A 17,847-nucleotide genomic window follows, 5' to 3' on the forward strand; every position below is an offset into this window, starting at 1 on the left:
CTGAACTTTCCGACTCATGGGTCGGCACGGTGGCGCATTGTAACGGAAAGCCGAGCGCCCTGCTCGGTCTCTCCGTCAGACTGATTCAAGCCGCCGCCACGGTCACTGGCACGCCATTGAGCGCGGCATTTCCCGACAGTTCGTCAATCCGGCATTCGTCGGTCAGGTCGTTGGCGCTGGAGCCCGGCTGGCTGCTGGCAATCGACATTTGCACGCCCGGCCGCGCGTGGCCCCAGCCGTGCGGCAGGCTGACCACGCCTTTCATCATATCAAGACTGCCCAGCACTTCGACCTCAATCACACCCACCCGCGAACTGACCCGAACACGTTGCCCGTCACTGAGCCCGCGACTGGCCAGATCGTCCGGATGCATCAGCAACTGGTGTCGTGGCTTGCCCTTCACCAACCGATGATAGTTATGCATCCATGAGTTGTTGCTGCGTACATGTCGGCGGCCAATCATCAACAACTCGTCCGCGGCCGGCGCCTTCAAGGCAGCGAAGCGCGCCAGGTCAGCGAGAATCGCCGCCGGTGCGGCCTGGATGCGTTGATTGGCAGTCTTCAGGCGCGGTGCAAGGTTAGGCTTGAGTGCGCCAAGATCGACGCCATGGGGATGATCGAACAAAGTCGCCAGCGATAGCTTGTGCTCTGAGGTGTCGCCGTACATTCCCATGCGCAGGCCGCGATCGATCATTTGCGCCGGCGCGATGGCAGGTTTCAACTCTTTGCCGGTCCTGGCGGCAAATGCCTTGGCCAGCCCGACGAAGATCTCCCAGTCGTGCAATGCCCCTTCGGGTTTGGCGAGGATTGCGCGGTTGAAACGACTGACGTTACGCACCGCGAACAGGTTGAATGTAGTGTCGTAATGATCGTTTTCCAGCGCCGATGTGGACGGCAGGATCAGGTCGGCGTAGCGCGTGGTTTCATTGATGTACAGGTCGATGCTGACCATGAAATCCAGCCCGTCCAGTGCCTGCTCGAGCTTTCGGCCATTGGGCGTGGACAGCACCGGATTGCCCGCCACGGTGATCAGCGCCCGGACTTGCCCTTCTCCTTCGGTGAGCATTTCTTCGGCCAGCGCAGAGACTGGCAGTTCTCCGGCGTATTCCGGGCGCCCGGAAACCCGGCTCTGCCACAGATTGAAATGTCCGCCCGAAGTCGTCGCCACCAGATCCACCGCCGGCTCGGTGCACAAGGCACCTCCCACGCGGTCGAGGTTGCCGGTGACCAGATTGATCAACTGCACCGCCCAGTGACAAAGTGTTCCGAAGGCTTGGGTCGAGACGCCCATGCGGCCATAACAGACAGCCGAGGGCGCCGCGGCGAAGTCTCGCGCCAATTGGCGGATCTGTTCGGCGGGTACGGCGCACAACGGACTCATGGCCTCGGCGGTGAACGACGCGACGGCCTCCCGCACGTCCTCCAGACCGTCTACCGGCAGATGGCTGTCGCGGGTCAGACCCTCAGCGAACAAGGTGTTGAGCAACCCGAACAACAACGCGGCATCACCGCCCGGGCGAACGAACAGGTGCTGATCGGCAATCGCCGCCGTTTCACTGCGGCGAGGGTCGACCACCACCACTTTGCCACCCCGGGCCTGTATCGCCTTCAAGCGTTTTTCCACATCCGGCACGGTCATGATGCTGCCGTTCGAAGCCAGCGGGTTGCCGCCCAGGATCAGCATGAAATCGGTGTGATCGATGTCCGGGATCGGGAGCAGCAAACCGTGGCCGTACATCAAATGACTGGTCAGGTGATGGGGCAATTGATCGACCGACGTCGCGGAAAACCGGTTGCGGGTTTTCAGCAGGCCGAGGAAGTAATTGCTGTGGGTCATCAGCCCGTAATTGTGCACGCTCGGGTTGCCTTGATAGACCGCCACGGCGTTTTGCCCATGACGCTCCTGAATCGCCGCCAGGCGCTCGGCCACCAGGTTGAATGCCGCTTCCCATTCGATGGGCTGCCATTCATTGCCCACCCGCTGCATCGGCTGATGCAGGCGATCCGGATCGTTCTGGATGTCTTGCAGGGCCACGGCCTTGGGGCAGATGTGGCCACGACTGAATGTGTCCTGGGGATCGCCTTTGATCGACGTGATCTGCACTTTACCGCCTTCGACTTCGGTGGTTTCAATGGTCAGGCCACAGATGGCTTCGCACAAATGGCACGCACGGTGATGGAGAGTCTTGGTCATGGCCAGTCTGTCTTGTTATGGGCGGGCAACGATGGCCGCGGAAACAAAACTATGGCGCCAGACCCGACGCCACGCCAGCGACGTTCGTTTTGTGAATCGAGGGTCATCAGGCCAGCCGATAGCCACCAGAACTCAGTTCGAAGGCAGCCTGGGCGGCGCCTGCAAGTGGATTTGCTGAAGGGGTTCAATCGGTTCGTGGGGGGCCATGCACACCGATCAGGCGCCCGTGTTCGTCGAGCCTGGCAGGGATGAATAACAGGTCAGAAACCGACTGTCAGCGCACCATTGCCGCCCCGCCTGATTGCCAAGCCCCGAGAGGCCGGTGTACAAATGAACTGCTGTTTTCAGGAAACAGGCTTCAAAAGCGCTACCTCGGTGAACCCGTAGCACCTCTGAAACTCCCTAAAAACCGTAGCCCTATTGGTAAGACGCGACATTTAATTATAAGATCGCGCCTTCCCCTATTTCGTCGCCCCGTGCGGCTTACGCCGCAGGTCTCGCCCGTTGTTCCGTCAAACAAGGCTTTGAGCATCTGCGGTTTGTAGCAAAAAGGTAGTCAATGATGAGCGCAAGGCACTTTCTCTCCCTGATGGATTGCACGCCCGAAGAGCTGGTCAGCGTGATCCGTCGAGGCGTTGAGCTCAAGGACCTGCGTAACCGCGGCGTACTGTTCGAGCCTCTGAAAAACCGCGTCCTGGGGATGATTTTCGAGAAATCCTCGACCCGCACCCGAATCTCCTTCGAGGCCGGCATGATCCAGCTCGGCGGCCAGGCGATCTTCCTGTCGCCACGTGACACCCAACTGGGCCGTGGCGAGCCGATCGGCGACTGTGCCATTGTCATGTCGAGCATGCTCGACGCGGTGATGATCCGTACCTTTGCCCACAGCAACCTGACCGAATTCGCCGCCAACTCCCGCGTACCGGTGATCAACGGCCTGTCCGATGACCTGCACCCGTGCCAGTTGCTGGCCGACATGCAGACCTTCCTCGAACACCGTGGCTCGATCCAGGGCAAGACCGTGGCCTGGATCGGCGATGGCAACAACATGTGCAACAGCTATATAGAAGCGGCGATCCAGTTCGACTTCCAGTTGCGCGTTGCCTGCCCGGAAGGCTACGAGCCCAACCCGGTGTTCCTGGCCAAGGCCGGCGATCGGGTCTCCATCGTTCGCGACCCGAAAGATGCCGTGCGTGGTGCACACCTGGTGAGCACCGACGTCTGGACCTCCATGGGCCAGGAAGAGGAAACCGCCAAGCGCCTGCAACTGTTCGCACCGTACCAGGTCAACCGCGCCCTGCTCGACCTGGCCGCTGAAGACGTGCTGTTCATGCACTGCCTGCCGGCGCACCGTGGCGAGGAAATCAGCGTCGACCTGCTCGACGACAAACGCTCGGTGGCCTGGGATCAAGCGGAAAACCGCCTGCATGCGCAAAAAGCCCTGCTCGAGTTCCTCGTCGAACCGGCGTATCACCACGCATGAGCCAGCCATTACTGCTTAACCTGCGCAACCTCGCCTGCGGCTATCAAGACCAACGCGTGGTGCAGAACCTGAACCTGCATTTGAACGCCGGTGACATCGGTTGCCTGCTGGGCTCTTCCGGCTGTGGCAAGACCACCACACTGCGAGCGATTGCCGGTTTCGAACCGGTACACGAAGGCGAAATCCAGCTGGCCGGCGAAACCATCTCCAGCGCCGGCTTCACCCTCGCCCCAGAGAAACGCCGCATCGGCATGGTGTTCCAGGACTACGCGCTGTTCCCGCACTTGAGCGTGGCCGACAACATCGCCTTCGGCATTCGCAAGCATCCGCAAAAGGATCGCGTCACCGAAGAACTGCTGGAACTGGTCAACCTGAAGAACCTCGGCAAGCGTTTCCCCCACGAGCTTTCCGGTGGGCAGCAGCAACGTGTCGCCCTGGCCCGCGCACTGGCGCCGGAACCGCAACTGCTGTTGCTCGACGAGCCGTTCTCCAACCTTGATGGCGAATTGCGCCGCAAGCTCAGCCATGAAGTACGCGACATCCTCAAGGCCCGTGGCACCAGCGCGATTCTGGTGACACACGACCAGGAAGAAGCCTTCGCGGTCAGCGACCACGTTGGCGTGTTCAAGGAAGGTCGACTGGAACAGTGGGATACGCCCTATAACCTGTATCACGAACCACTGACGCCCTTTGTAGCCAGCTTCATCGGCCAGGGATATTTCATTCGCGGTCAGTTGAGCAGCCCGGAGTCGGTGCAAACCGAGCTGGGTGAGTTGCGCGGCAACCGGGCCTACACCTGGCCGGTAGGCGGCGCCGTGGACGTGCTGCTGCGTCCGGACGATATCGTCTACGCACCGGACAGCGCACTGAAGGCACGAATCGCCGGCAAGACGTTCCTCGGTGCGTCGACCCTGTATCGCTTGCAACTGCCGACAGGTGCGCAGCTGGAGTCGATCTTCCCGAGCCATGTCGATCGTCAGGTCGGGGCGGATGTGGGCATTCGTGTCGCGGCGGAACACCTGGTGCTGTTCCAGGCGTCCGGCAGCACGGCGGCGCAGATTCCGGCTGTTGAATCGGGTGTCCGGCGCTACAGCTCCGCTCACTGAACAATACATCCCCTGTGGGAGCGAGCCTGCTCGCGAAGGCGGTGTGTCAGCCAATGAAGATGTTGACTGACAGTCCGCATTCGCGAGCAGGCTCGCTCCCACAGTGGATTTGAGTCAACCCAGCATCAGCATTCCGCTCGCCACTAACGTCGCATCCCCGCCGATCATCACCCGCTCACCTTCCAGCCGGCAGAACAACTCCCCGCCCCGGGTCGAACGCTGACAGGCCGCCAGGCTCGACTTGCCCAAACGCTTTGACCAGTACGGAATCAGAAGGCAATGGGTCGACCCGGTCACCGGGTCTTCATTGATGCCGATTGCCGGGGCGAAGTACCGGGAAACGAAATCGTGCTGCTCGCCCCGCGCCGTCACGATGGCGCCCAACCATGGCAGTTTCGCCAGGGCCACCATGTCCGGCTTGCAGTCGAGCACGGCTTGCTCCGACTCCAGCACCACGAACAGCTCATTCGAAGCCAGTACCTCGACAGCCTTCACACCCAGTGCACGCTCGATGTCCGAGATCAGGTTCACCGGCGATGCAGTGATCGCCGGGAAATCCAGCCACAGTCGTCCACCTTCACGGGTCACACTCAACGGGCCGGATTTGCAGATAAAGTCCAGTCGCTCGACCGGCTCTTTATAGACCTCAAACAACACATGGGCACTGGCCAGTGTCGCGTGACCGCACAGTGGCACCTCGGTGGTCGGTGTAAACCAGCGGATGTGCCAGCCCTGCCCTTCGCGCACGACAAACGCCGTTTCGGCGAGGTTGTGCTCGGCGGCAATCTTCTGCATCAATTCATCGGCGAGCCAGGTATCGAGCCGATAGACCATCGCCGGGTTGCCGCTGAATGGCTGATTGCTGAACGCGTCGACCTGATGAAACTCAAGCTGCATACCCATCTCCCTTTGTCAGACCGCCGAGCATGCAGCGCCGACCGAACCGGCACCAGTGACAGAACCGGCTGATTTTCACCATACAGCGCTGCGCTCACGCTCGGCCGATATCGGCAAACTTCGCCTGGGTGTGTTCGGCCAGCACGGCCGGCGCCAGTTCGACTTCCAGTCCACGCCGGCCGGCACTGACAAAAATGCTGGCAAAGGGCTGGGCCGAGTTATCAATGAAGGTACGCAAACGCTTTTTCTGCCCCAGCGGGCTGATCCCGCCCAACAGATACCCCGTAGAGCGCTGCGCTGCCGCCGGATCGGCCATTTCGACCTTTTTCACGCCGGCGGCATGGGCCAGCCCTTTCAAGTCGAGGCTACCGACAACCGGCACCACAGCCACCAGTAACTCTCCTTTCTCGCTGGCCGCGAGCAAGGTCTTGAACACTTGCGCCGGGTCGAGCCCGAGTTTTTCCGCGGCTTCCAGACCATAGGAAGCGGCCTTCGGGTCATGTTCATAACTGTGTACACGATGTTCGGCCCGAACCTTTTTCAATAAATCCAATGCGGGGGTCATGGCAGCTCCAGACTGGGCGGCAGAAGAAAATACTGCGTCGGATTCTAGGACATTGATCGTTAAAAGGCTCTACGGCGGCGCATCCATGACGCCATTGCCTGGCCATCCCATTGCGCGATGACTCATTCATTCATGCAACGAATAGTTTTTTTGTGACCAACAGTTCACTTTCGACCTTTGACAGCAGCGTTTCTTGTCTATATTTTTTCGTTTCTGAAACTGTACGAAACGCCCTACCGTTGTACCCGGCAGTAAACCGCGACCAGGATGGGGATCCTGCCACGGCGAAAAACGCGCGTTGACCATGAAGGCAAGAACGCGCCAGACAACAAAAAAATTGAGGTTTCAATGACTACTGCTTTACAACAACCGTCGCTCTCGAGCCAATGCATGGCCGAGTTTCTGGGTACGGCGCTGCTGATCTTTTTTGGTACCGGTTGTGTTGCCGCGCTCAAGGTCGCGGGTGCCAGTTTTGGCTTGTGGGAAATCAGCATTATCTGGGGCGTCGGCGTCAGCATGGCGATCTACCTCACCGCCGGGGTTTCCGGGGCTCATCTGAACCCTGCCGTCAGCATTGCCCTGAGCATTTTCGCGGACTTCGAAAAGCGCAAATTGCCTTTCTACGTACTCGCCCAAGTGGCGGGTGCCTTCTGTGGCGCGTTATTGGTTTACACGCTCTACAGCAATCTATTCTTCGAATTCGAACAAACGCAGCATATGGTTCGTGGCACGCAAGCCAGCCTTGAATTGGCCTCCGTGTTCTCCACCTTCCCGAATCCTGCACTCACCACCGCCCAGGCATTTCTGGTCGAGGTGATCATTACGGCCATCCTGATGGGCGTGATCATGTCCCTGACCGACGACAACAATGGCCTGCCCAAAGGCCCGTTGGCACCGCTGCTGATCGGCCTGCTGATTGCAGTGATCGGTAGCTCGATGGGACCGCTGACCGGTTTTGCCATGAACCCTGCGCGGGACTTCGGCCCTAAACTGATGACTTTCTTCGCTGGCTGGGGTGAAATTTCCCTCACTGGCGGACGCGATATTCCGTACTTCCTGATTCCTGTTTTTGCACCGATTGTCGGTGCCTGCCTCGGCGCCGCCGCCTATCGCGGGCTGATTGCCCGCCATCTGCCCAGCTCCGTAGCTGCTACAAAGGATGAGCTACCTGCCATTGACGGCAAACCCAGAACATCCTGATACCGTTGGCGCGTGCCCCTGCCCCTTGATCGCGCGCCAGACCTCACTCCCTTTTTTCGTCCAAGGCAATCGACATGACCGACACACAGAATAAGAACTACATCATTGCCCTCGATCAGGGTACGACCAGCTCCCGCGCGATCATTTTCGACCGCGACGCGAACGTGGTCTGCACCGCCCAACGGGAGTTCGCCCAGCATTACCCGCAAGCCGGTTGGGTCGAGCATGACCCGATGGAGATCTTCGCCACCCAAAGCGCCGTGATGGTCGAGGCCCTGGCACAAGCCGGCCTGCACCACGACCAGGTAGCCGCCATCGGCATCACCAACCAGCGCGAAACCACCGTGGTGTGGGACAAGAACACCGGTCGCCCGATCTACAACGCCATCGTCTGGCAGTGCCGGCGCAGCACCGAGATCTGCCAGCAGCTCAAGCGCGATGGCCACGAGCAATACATCAGCGACACCACCGGCCTGGTCACCGACCCCTACTTCTCCGGCACCAAGCTGAAGTGGATCCTCGACAACGTCGAAGGCAGCCGCGAACGTGCGCGCAACGGCGAACTGCTATTCGGCACCGTCGACAGCTGGCTGATCTGGAAATTTACCGGCGGCAAGGTGCACGTCACCGACTACACCAACGCCTCGCGCACCATGCTCTTCAACATCCACACCCTGGAGTGGGACGCGAAGATGCTGGAGCTGCTGGATATCCCGCGCGAAATGCTCCCGCAAGTCAAATCGTCCTCGGAAATCTACGGCCATACCAAAAGCGGCATCGCCATCGGCGGTATCGCCGGTGACCAGCAAGCCGCTCTGTTCGGCCAGATGTGCGTCGAGCCAGGCCAGGCAAAAAACACCTACGGCACTGGCTGCTTCCTGCTGATGAACACCGGTGACAAAGCGGTGAAATCCAAGCATGGCATGCTGACCACCATCGCTTGCGGCCCTCGCGGCGAAGTGGCCTACGCGCTGGAAGGCGCGGTGTTCAACGGTGGCTCCACCGTGCAGTGGCTGCGTGACGAACTTAAAATCATCAATGACGCCCACGACACCGAATACTTTGCCAACAAGGTCAAGGACAGCAACGGCGTGTACCTGGTGCCGGCCTTCACCGGACTTGGCGCACCGTACTGGGACCCGTACGCCCGTGGCGCATTGTTCGGCCTGACCCGCGGCGTACGCGTGGACCACATCATTCGCGCCGCGCTGGAGTCGATTGCCTACCAGACCCGCGACGTGCTGGACGCCATGCAGCAGGACTCCGGCGAACGTCTCAAGGCCCTGCGCGTGGACGGTGGCGCGGTGGCCAACAATTTCCTCATGCAGTTCCAGGCCGACATCCTCGGCACGCAGGTCGAGCGCCCGCAAATGCGCGAAACCACAGCACTCGGCGCCGCTTACCTGGCAGGCCTGGCCTGTGGCTTCTGGGGCAGCCTGGAAGAGTTGCGTGGCAAGGCCGTGATTGAGCGCCGGTTCGAGCCGACGCTGGATGAAGCGGCGAAGGAAAAACTCTACGCCGGCTGGAAAAAAGCGGTCAGCCGCACCCGCGATTGGGCGGTTGAAGACGAGGCTGAATAAGCCAAGACACAGGCTCGTCTCTGTATGTAACTGGTCGGGAGCGGATTCCTGCGGCATCATGGGCAAATTTTGCACGGCAGCCCAAAGGACGCCCCATGAATCTGCCTCCCCGTCAGCAGCAAATCCTCGAGCTGGTTCGCGAACGCGGCTATGTCAGCATCGAGGAAATGGCCACCTTGTTCGTCGTTACACCGCAGACCATCCGCCGCGACATCAATCAGCTCGCGGAAGCCAACCTGTTGCGTCGCTACCACGGTGGCGCCGCCTACGACTCCAGTGTCGAAAATACCGCCTACGCCATGCGCGCCGATCAGATGCGCGATGAAAAACAGCGTATCGGCGAAGCCATTGCCGCGCAGATTCCCGACCATGCCTCGTTGTTCATCAACATCGGCACCACCACCGAATCCATCGCCCGGGCGCTGCTCAACCACAGTCACCTGAAGATCATCACCAACAACCTGCATGTGGCCTCCATGCTCAGCGCCAAGGACGACTTCGACGTGCTGCTGACCGGTGGCAACGTGCGGCGCGACGGCGGCGTGGTCGGTCAGGCCAGTGTCGACTTCATCAACCAGTTCAAGGTCGATTTCGCCCTGGTCGGCATCAGCGGTATCGATGAGGACGGCAGCCTGCTGGACTTCGATTATCAGGAAGTGCGGGTATCCCAGGCGATCATCGCCAATGCCCGACAAGTGATACTCGCAGCCGACTCGAGCAAGTTCGGGCGCAACGCCATGATTCGCCTGGGACCGATCAGCCTGGTCGATTGCCTGGTCACCGATCAGCAGCCTTCCCCGGCGCTGGCGCAACTGTTGAACCAGCACAAGGTTCGGCTGGAAGTCGTTTAACCCCACCATCTCCAGTGCCTACACTGGCGCTATCGCGGGCAAGCCCGCTCCCACAGGCCCGTGTGATCCTTGTGGGAGCGGGCTTGCCCGCGAAGACGATCGCACATACAGCATCCCTCTTGCGCCATAACGCGCATCGTAATGTTCGTAAATTTTCCTTTAACGGCCCTTCGATGAGTATTTTCAATCGAAGCTGACTGGCTGTGCGCGTCTTTATGGGCTAGTATTTTCGCAAATGAACATTAATGTTCGAATTCAAATACAGAACATCAAGAATTCCGAGGCCGTGCCGATGCCCACTTCCACCTTGCCTACGCCCCCTCTAGCCGAGGTCTACGATATCGCCGTCATCGGTGGCGGGATCAATGGCGTGGGCATCGCAGCAGATGCCGCCGGTCGCGGTCTCTCGGTGTTCCTTTGTGAAAAGGATGACCTGGCCAGCCATACTTCGTCGGCCAGCAGCAAGTTGATCCACGGCGGCCTGCGCTACCTCGAACATTACGAATTTCGCCTGGTGCGTGAAGCCCTGGCCGAGCGTGAAGTGCTGCTGGCCAAGGCACCGCACATCGTCAAGCAAATGCGCTTCGTGTTGCCACACCGCCCGCACCTGCGCCCGGCATGGATGATCCGCGCCGGGCTGTTTCTCTATGACAACCTGGGCAAGCGTGAACAACTCCAGGGTTCGAAAAGCCTGAAGTTCGGGCCCGACAGCGCGCTGAAAAGCGAGATCACCAAGGGTTTCGAATACTCCGATTGCTGGGTCGACGACGCGCGCCTGGTGGTGTTGAACGCCATGGCCGCCCGGGAACAAGGCGCCCACGTTCACACCCAAACCCGCTGCGTCAGCGCGCGTCGCACCAAGGGCCTGTGGCACCTGCACCTGGAACGCAGCGATGGCAGCCTGTTTTCGATTCGCGCCAAGGCATTGGTCAATGCGGCCGGGCCATGGGTCGCCAGGTTCATTCGCGACGATTTGAAGATGGAATCGCCTTACGGCATCCGCCTGATCCAGGGCAGCCACCTGATCGTGCCGAAGCTGTATGAAGGCGAACACGCGCACATCCTGCAAAACGAAGATCAGCGCATCGTGTTCACCATTCCGTACCTGAACCACTTCACCCTGATCGGCACTACGGACCGCGAGTACACCGGTGACCCGGCTGCCGTTGCAATCACCGATGGCGAAACCGATTACTTGTTGAACGTGGTCAACGCCCATTTCAAAAAGCAGATCAGCCGCGACGACATCCTGCACAGCTATTCCGGTGTGCGCCCGCTGTGCAACGACGAATCCGACAACCCGTCGGCCGTCACCCGCGATTACACCCTGGCGCTGTCGGGCAGTGGCGAAGAAGCGCCGTTGCTGTCGGTGTTCGGTGGCAAGCTCACCACTTACCGTAAGCTCGCCGAGTCGGCGCTGGCGCAACTGGCCCCGTACTTCAAGCACATCAAACCGAGCTGGACCGCCGGCGCCGCGCTGCCGGGCGGTGAAGACATGACCACCCCGCAAGCCTTGAGCTCGCGTATCCGCGACAAGTTCGACTGGGTACCGAGCGAGATCGCGCGCCGCTGGGCCACCACCTACGGCAGCCGCACCTGGCGCATGCTCGAAGGTGTACAGGACCTCAGCGACATGGGCGAGCATATCGGCGGCGGTCTCTACACCCGTGAAGTCGACTACCTGTGCAGCGAAGAATGGGCCACCAGCGCCCACGACATCCTCTGGCGTCGCAGCAAGCTCGGCTTGTTCACGACAGTGGCCGAGCAGGACAAGCTCAAGAACTACCTGAACCAGGTCGAACAGAACCGCAGCAAGATCGAAGCGGCCTGATCGGTCACCGGCATAAACAAAAGCCCCTGGATCTCGCGATTCAGGGGCTTTTTCGTATCGATGGATTTCAGTCGCGCAAATCCGATTCGTGAATCGGCTGCTCACGGTGAGTCGCCCGCTGATACTGCGCCGGCCACACGGCCTTGTGCCCGCCCAGGTCATCATCGGCATGCAGCGCCCAGTACGGATCGCGCAACAATTCACGGGCCAGGAAGATGATGTCCGCCTGGCAGGTGCGCAGGATGTGCTCGGCCTGGGCCGGCTCGGTGATCATGCCGACCGTGCCGGTGGCCATGCCCGACTCCTTGCGCACACGTTCGGCGAAACGGGTCTGGTAACCGGGGCCTGTGGGAATTTCGGCATTCACCGCCGTTCCGCCCGACGAGACGTCGATCAGGTCCACGCCCAAGGCTTTGAGGCGACGCGCCAGTTCCACGGTTTCATCGGGGTTCCAGCCGTCTTCGACCCAGTCGGTGGCCGACACCCGGACAAACACAGGCAACTCCTCAGGCCACACCGCACGCACCGCTTCGGTGACCTGCAGCACCAGTCGAATGCGATTTTCGAACGAACCGCCATATTGATCGCGACGCTGATTGCTCAACGGCGACAGGAACTGATGCAGCAGGTAGCCATGGGCGGCGTGCACTTCGACCACCTTGAAACCGGCCGTCAGAGAGCGCTTTGCCGCATCGACAAAGGCCTGGATCACCTTGGCGATCTCGCCGTCATCCAGTTGCCTGGGTTGGGTGTGCTGTGGATCGAATGCAATCGGTGAAGGTCCGACCGGCACCCAGCCGCCTTCGTCGGGTTTGACGCTGCCGTGCTTGCCAAGCCATGGCCGGTAGGTACTGGCCTTGCGCCCGGCATGGGCCAGTTGAATGCCGGCAACGCCACCCTGGGCGTTGATGAAGCGGGTGATGCGTTGCAGGGGTTCGATCTGCTCGTCATTCCACAGACCGAGGTCCTGAGCGGTGATACGCCCGTCGGCGGTGACCGCCGTGGCTTCGGTAAACACCAGCCCGGCCCCGCCGACAGCACGGCTGCCGAGGTGGACCAGGTGCCAGTCATTGGCCAGGCCATCGGCACTGGAATACTGGCACATCGGCGATACCGCGATACGGTTGGGCAGGGTCAATTGGCGAAGAGTAAAGGGTTCAAGCAGCAGACTCATGGGGCACCTCTCGAATCAGTGGGCAGGCTCCAGGTTCTGTTTGAATAGTCGACGAGTGACAGGAAAAAGGTACAACACCCGCCCCCGCGGGCAAAAAATTCGACGAGACGTCACAAGACCAAAATCAAGCAGTGATTAGAGCCTAGTCGACATCGACGGATGTCGCCCCCTTGTAGGAGCGAGCTCGCTCGCGATGGACGACAGGACAACGCGGGGTATCAGGTTCCCAGCGCCATCGTTCACGTCCATCGCGAGCGAGCTCGCTCCTACAGGTGTGGGGTCAACGCGGTTCGATGTGGGCAATCATCAGTTGAACCGTTTCGTTGCCACGAAACTCGTTGAGGTCGAGCTTGTAGGCCAGTTCCACCCACTTGATGGTCGGATTCGGCCAGATGTCGCGGTCGATCCCGAAGGCAATACCGTCGAGCTTCACCGAACCACATTCACTTTTGAGCACCACTTTGAGATGCCGTTCGCCCACCACGCGCTGCTCGACCAACTGGAACACCCCATGAAACAACGGTTCCGGGAAGTGCTGCCCCCAAGGGCCGGCATGCCGCAGGGCGCGAGCCAGTTCCAGGTGAAACTCCTCCACTGCCAGGGTGCCGTCCGACAACAAGCGGCCAGTCAGATCCTCTTCGCGCAGTTGCCGGCGCACTTCAGCGTCAAAGGCCTCGGCGAACAGGGGGAAGTTCGCTTCCGGCAACGTCAGGCCGGCCGCCATTGCGTGGCCACCATACTTGGTAATCAGATTCGGATGCTGCGCCGCCACCACACTCAGGGCGTCGCGGATGTGAAAGCCCTGGACCGAACGCCCAGACCCCTTGAGCAGGCCGTCACCGGCATCGGCAAAGGCGATGGTCGGGCGGAAATAACGCTCTTTCATCCGTGATGCGAGGATACCGATGACGCCCTGATGCCACTCGGGATCGAACAGGCACAAGCCGAACGGCATCGACTCCACCGGCAGATCCTTGAGCTGGGCCAGCGCTTCGCGCTGCATGCCCTGCTCGATGGATTTGCGATCCTGGTTCATGCCGTCCAGTTGAGCCGCCATCTCACGGGCCAGACCTGCGTCTTCGGTCAACAGGCATTCGATGCCCAGGCTCATGTCATCCAGGCGCCCTGCGGCGTTCAGGCGTGGGCCGACGATAAAACCCAGGTCGGTGGAGGTGATGCGCGCATGGTCACGCTTGGCCACCTCGAGGATCGCCTTGATCCCGGGCCGGGCACGTCCGGCACGAATCCGCTCGAGGCCCTGATGCACCAGAATCCGGTTGTTGGCATCCAGCGGCACCACGTCGGCCACGCTGCCCAAGGCCACCAGATCGAGCAATTCGCCGATATTCGGCTGCGGCTTGCTGGCGTACCAGCCGAGCTCGCGCAAACGCGCACGCAGGGCCATCAACACATAGAAAATCACCCCGACGCCGGCCAGGGCCTTGCTCGGAAACTCGCAACCTGGCTGGTTCGGATTGACGATGGCATCGGCCAACGGCAGCTCCTCACCGGGCAAGTGGTGGTCGGTGACGAGCACCTTGAGCCCGGCCTTTTTCGCCGCAGCCACGCCTTCGACGCTGGAGATGCCGTTATCCACGGTAATCAGCAAATGCGGCTGGCGCTCCAGCGCGACCGCGACAATCTCCGGGGTCAGGCCGTAGCCGTAGTCGAAACGGTTCGGCACCAGATAATCGACATGTGCCGCACCCAACAGGCGCAAACCCAGGGTGCCCACGGTACTGGCCGTCGCGCCGTCGGCATCGAAGTCGCCGACGATCAGGATGCGCTGGCGCTGTTCGAGCGCCGTCACCAATAAATCCACGGCGGCATCAATGCCCTTGAGCTGCTGGAACGGAATCAGTCGCGCCAGGCTCTTGTCCAGTTCCGCCTCGGATTGCACACCTCGCGCCGCATACAGGCGGGTCAGCAGTGGCGGAATATCACCGAGGAATGGCAGGGTGTCGGGCAGCAGGCGAGGTTCAATGCGCATGGGGTGAAAGATGCTTCTCTTCAATACGTAGGATAAAACCGGGTGACGCGGTAAAGCGGCGAAAAATCAGCCGCGCTCACCGGCCAGCCACTGCAACTGAACTTCGTGCTGACCACGGTCGTCGGTGACGAAGATCGTCCCTTCGCTGATCATCACGTCCCACTTGATGACGCGTGGCATGTCTTTGGCCAGGGTCTCCAGGACTTCCTGAGGCACGGCAGCGATGTTGACGTTTTTCAGGTTTTTCACCGCGGGCACCACTTTGCCTTCCCAAACGCGCAGGCTGCCGTAGGCCAGCAGGCTGGTGCGCTCGGTGCGGCGCGAGCACCAGGTCAGGCGCTCGGCATCCGGCTGGCCGACTTCGATCCAGTGCAGGACGCGGTCATCCAGGCTTTTTTCCCACAAGGCAGGTTCATCCACTTCCGACAGACCACGGCCGAACGACAGCTGTTCGTTGTACCAGAGGGCGTAGGCCAGCAGGCGCACGGTCATGCGCTCCTCGGTTTCCGAAGGGTGACGGGCGATGGTCTGCTTCACGCTCTCATAGACGCTGCGGTCGAGGTCGGTGAGGTTCAGTTCAAACTTGTAGGTCGTGGACGGCTGGGCCATGAACGGGCTTCTTGATACGAGGAAAGGCGGCAAGTCTAACCGATGCGGCGGGCAATCCACGAATCGAAGGTGATCAACCTGAAGCGCCTGACAGTCGGCTATGTTAAAACACTGTACTCGCCCATCCCTTGCCCAGCAGGATCCCGCATGCCGTTCACCGCCAAACCGCTTTCCGGTCTGAAAGTCATCGAATTGGGTACCTTGATCGCCGGCCCGTTTGCTTCGCGCATTTGCGCTGAGTTCGGTGCCGATGTGATCAAGATCGAATCCCCGGACGGCGGTGATCCATTGCGCAAATGGCGCAAGTTGTATGAAGGCACTTCGTTGTGGTGGTTCGTCCAGGCGCGCAACAAAAAGTCCCTGACCCTCAATCTCAAGCACCCCGACGGTCAGGCAATCCTGAAACAGTTGCTCGGTGAAGCCGACATTCTGATCGAGAACTTTCGTCCCGGCGTCCTGGAAAAACTCGGCCTGGGCTGGGACGTCCTGCACGCCTTGAACCCGAAACTGGTCATGGTGCGGCTGTCGGGTTTCGGCCAGACCGGCCCGATGAAAGATCAGCCCGGCTTTGGCGCGGTCGGTGAGTCCATGGGCGGCCTGCGCTACATTACCGGCTTCGAAGACCGGCCACCGGTGCGCACCGGCATTTCCATCGGTGACTCGATTGCCGCGCTCTGGGGCGTGATCGGCGCGCTGATGGCCCTGCGTCATCGCGAGGTCAATGGCGGCCAGGGGCAAGTGGTGGACGTGGCGCTGTATGAAGCCATTTTCGCCATGATGGAAAGCATGGTCCCGGAATTCGACGTGTTCGGCTTCATCCGCGAACGCACGGGCAATATCATGCCGGGCATCACCCCGTCCTCGATCCACACCAGTGCCGACGGCAAGCACGTGCAGATCGGTGCCAATGGCGACGCAATTTTCAAACGTTTCATGCTGATCATCGGCCGGGAAGACCTCGCCAACGACCCTCTGCTTGCCAGCAACGATGGCCGCGATGCGCGGCGCGACGAGATCTATGGCGTCATCGATCGCTGGGTCAATTCACTGCCGCTGGACAGGGTGCTGTCGCTGCTCAATCAGGCCGACGTGCCGGCCAGCCGGATCTTCAGCGCCGAAGACATGTTCAATGACCCTCAGTACCTGGCCCGTGAAATGTTCCTGCAGGCCAAACTGCCGGACGGTAAAGACTTCAAGATGCCGGGAATCGTGCCGAAACTCTCAGAGACACCCGGTGAATGTGAATGGGTCGGGCCACAACTGGGTGAGCACAACGCACAGGTACTCCAGGAACTTGGCTATGACGCGACGCAGATCGCACAGTTACGCAAAGACGGAGCCATCTGAGCTGAGGCGCCTGCCTGCACGGGTCATTCGGTACTGCCGGTCTCGGGCCGGCTGCTTGCTTTGCGTGCTGGCGACCTTGCTCCTGCTCATTGAACCGGTCCCGTCAGCCCTGGCGCAATCCAGGGAAAACCTGATCTGGCTAAAACGCGACCTGCCGCCACTGACGATCTTCGACGGACCGAAAAAGGGCCTGGGCGTTATCGATCAACTGCTTCCCCTATTGATTGCCGGCATGCCGCAGTACCAGCACAGCGTGATGAGGGTCAATCGCGCGCGTGGCCTGCAAATGCTTCACGAACCGTCCCTCGTCTGCGACGCGGCGCTGAACTGGAGCAAGGAACGGGAACAGTGGATCGCCTTTTCCATCCCGGTCTTCCGTGCCATGAGCAATGGCCTGGCCGTGCGGCGCGCTGACCAGAAGGTACTGGCCCCATTTATCAAGGATGGCGAAGTGGACCTCGCAAAGTTGCTCGCCAGCGGCAACGAAAAACTGGGGATCATCGCCGAGCGCAATTACGGCGAGTACCTCGACGGGCTGCTCAAGCAAGCACCCGCCGACGTGCTGACACCTCATTACGGCGACGACGCCTTGGGCAGCCTCCTGCAAATGCAGCGCCTTGGGCGTTTGCGCCTGCTGTTGGGCTATCGCCCGGAAATCCGCTACCAGGCTTCGCTGCAAGGCATCGCCGAGGAAGAATTGCAGTTCTATCCAATCCGTGGCACGGGCAAATACCTGTCCGGCTACATCGGTTGCACCGACACGCCAAAGGGCCGACAGGCCATTGCCGAAATCAATCAGGTGCTGCGTACCCTGCCCCGCGAGCGCCTGGACGAGGCTTATGCCGCCTGGCTGGATCCGCAAAGCCGCAGCGAGTACCTGAAAGACAGCAAGGCGTTTTTCGACAATCTGACGCAGCCATGATCAATCCCGGGCAAAAAGAAACCCCGAGAAGTGGGGAAACGACTCGGGGTTAAACGTGGCCTGCTTGAAGACCAGTAGCAGCAAGCTACAAGCACCGG

14 protein-coding genes are annotated in these 17,847 nt (G+C 60.6%); 8 read left to right on the plus strand and 6 right to left on the minus strand.

The window, feature by feature from the left end; genetic code table 11:
• Positions 1–85: 85 nt before the first annotated feature.
• On the minus strand, positions 86–2,194 hold the full coding sequence (locus PPUTUW4_RS22365) for a molybdopterin oxidoreductase family protein (RefSeq protein WP_015096689.1): 2,109 nt from the start codon (positions 2,192–2,194) through the stop codon (positions 86–88).
• Positions 2,195–2,756: 562 nt separating this feature from the next.
• Here PPUTUW4_RS22365 and argF point away from each other — a divergent pair.
• Positions 2,757–3,677 (plus strand): ornithine carbamoyltransferase, encoded by a 921-nt coding sequence (gene argF, locus PPUTUW4_RS22370; protein ID WP_015096690.1) that lies wholly within the window; start codon positions 2,757–2,759, stop codon positions 3,675–3,677.
• On the plus strand, positions 3,674–4,783 hold the full coding sequence (locus tag PPUTUW4_RS22375; protein ID WP_015096691.1) for an ABC transporter ATP-binding protein: 1,110 nt from the start codon (positions 3,674–3,676) through the stop codon (positions 4,781–4,783). The genes argF and PPUTUW4_RS22375 overlap by 4 nt, the downstream gene beginning before the upstream one ends.
• Positions 4,784–4,897: 114 nt before the next feature.
• Here PPUTUW4_RS22375 and PPUTUW4_RS22380 read toward each other — a convergent pair whose 3' ends face one another.
• The gene (locus PPUTUW4_RS22380; RefSeq protein ID WP_015096692.1) at positions 4,898–5,680 is read right to left on the minus strand and encodes a PhzF family phenazine biosynthesis protein; all 783 of its coding nucleotides are present in this window, start codon (positions 5,678–5,680) and stop codon (positions 4,898–4,900) included.
• Positions 5,681–5,774: 94 nt separating this feature from the next.
• The gene (gene ybaK / locus PPUTUW4_RS22385; protein WP_007971306.1) at positions 5,775–6,245 is read right to left on the minus strand and encodes a Cys-tRNA(Pro) deacylase; all 471 of its coding nucleotides are present in this window, start codon (positions 6,243–6,245) and stop codon (positions 5,775–5,777) included.
• 348 nt (positions 6,246–6,593) lie between these two features.
• Here ybaK and PPUTUW4_RS22390 point away from each other — a divergent pair, with 348 nt between their 5' ends.
• From PPUTUW4_RS22390 to glpD, 4 genes are all read left to right on the plus strand, one after another.
• Positions 6,594–7,445, plus strand: coding sequence for an MIP/aquaporin family protein (locus PPUTUW4_RS22390; RefSeq protein ID WP_015096693.1), 852 nt, complete (start codon positions 6,594–6,596; stop codon positions 7,443–7,445).
• Between the two features lie 74 nt (positions 7,446–7,519).
• Positions 7,520–9,025 (plus strand): glycerol kinase GlpK, encoded by a 1,506-nt coding sequence (glpK, locus tag PPUTUW4_RS22395; RefSeq protein WP_015096694.1) that lies wholly within the window; start codon positions 7,520–7,522, stop codon positions 9,023–9,025.
• A gap of 95 nt (positions 9,026–9,120) precedes the next feature.
• Positions 9,121–9,876 carry a DeoR/GlpR family transcriptional regulator gene (locus tag PPUTUW4_RS22400; protein WP_007971301.1) on the plus strand — a complete coding sequence of 252 codons (756 nt, stop codon included), beginning with the start codon at positions 9,121–9,123 and terminating at the stop codon, positions 9,874–9,876.
• Positions 9,877–10,168: 292 nt separating this feature from the next.
• Positions 10,169–11,707: a glycerol-3-phosphate dehydrogenase gene (glpD, locus tag PPUTUW4_RS22405; protein ID WP_015096695.1), complete on the plus strand. Its 1,539-nt coding sequence runs from the start codon at positions 10,169–10,171 to the stop codon at positions 11,705–11,707.
• Positions 11,708–11,774: 67 nt separating this feature from the next.
• Here glpD and PPUTUW4_RS22410 read toward each other — a convergent pair whose 3' ends face one another.
• From PPUTUW4_RS22410 to PPUTUW4_RS22420, 3 genes are all read right to left on the minus strand, one after another.
• Positions 11,775–12,881 carry an NADH:flavin oxidoreductase/NADH oxidase gene (locus tag PPUTUW4_RS22410; RefSeq protein ID WP_015096696.1) on the minus strand — a complete coding sequence of 369 codons (1,107 nt, stop codon included), beginning with the start codon at positions 12,879–12,881 and terminating at the stop codon, positions 11,775–11,777.
• A 280-nt stretch (positions 12,882–13,161) separates the two neighbouring features.
• On the minus strand, positions 13,162–14,871 hold the full coding sequence (gene recJ, locus PPUTUW4_RS22415) for a single-stranded-DNA-specific exonuclease RecJ (RefSeq protein ID WP_015096697.1): 1,710 nt from the start codon (positions 14,869–14,871) through the stop codon (positions 13,162–13,164).
• Between the two features lie 66 nt (positions 14,872–14,937).
• Positions 14,938–15,480, minus strand: a complete 543-nt coding sequence (locus tag PPUTUW4_RS22420) for a YaeQ family protein (protein ID WP_007971297.1) — start codon at positions 15,478–15,480, stop codon at positions 14,938–14,940.
• Positions 15,481–15,627: 147 nt separating this feature from the next.
• Here PPUTUW4_RS22420 and PPUTUW4_RS22425 point away from each other — a divergent pair, with 147 nt between their 5' ends.
• Positions 15,628–16,827 carry a CaiB/BaiF CoA-transferase family protein gene (locus PPUTUW4_RS22425; RefSeq protein ID WP_015096698.1) on the plus strand — a complete coding sequence of 400 codons (1,200 nt, stop codon included), beginning with the start codon at positions 15,628–15,630 and terminating at the stop codon, positions 16,825–16,827.
• Complete coding sequence (locus tag PPUTUW4_RS22430) at positions 16,781–17,749, plus strand: TIGR02285 family protein (protein WP_041474950.1); 969 nt, start codon at positions 16,781–16,783, stop codon at positions 17,747–17,749. Before PPUTUW4_RS22425 ends, PPUTUW4_RS22430 begins: the two co-directional genes overlap by 47 nt.
• The last annotated feature ends 98 nt before the right edge of the window (positions 17,750–17,847 follow it).

This window comes from Pseudomonas sp. UW4 (assembly GCF_000316175.1).
Classification (GTDB): domain Bacteria; phylum Pseudomonadota; class Gammaproteobacteria; order Pseudomonadales; family Pseudomonadaceae; genus Aquipseudomonas; species Aquipseudomonas laurylsulfatiphila.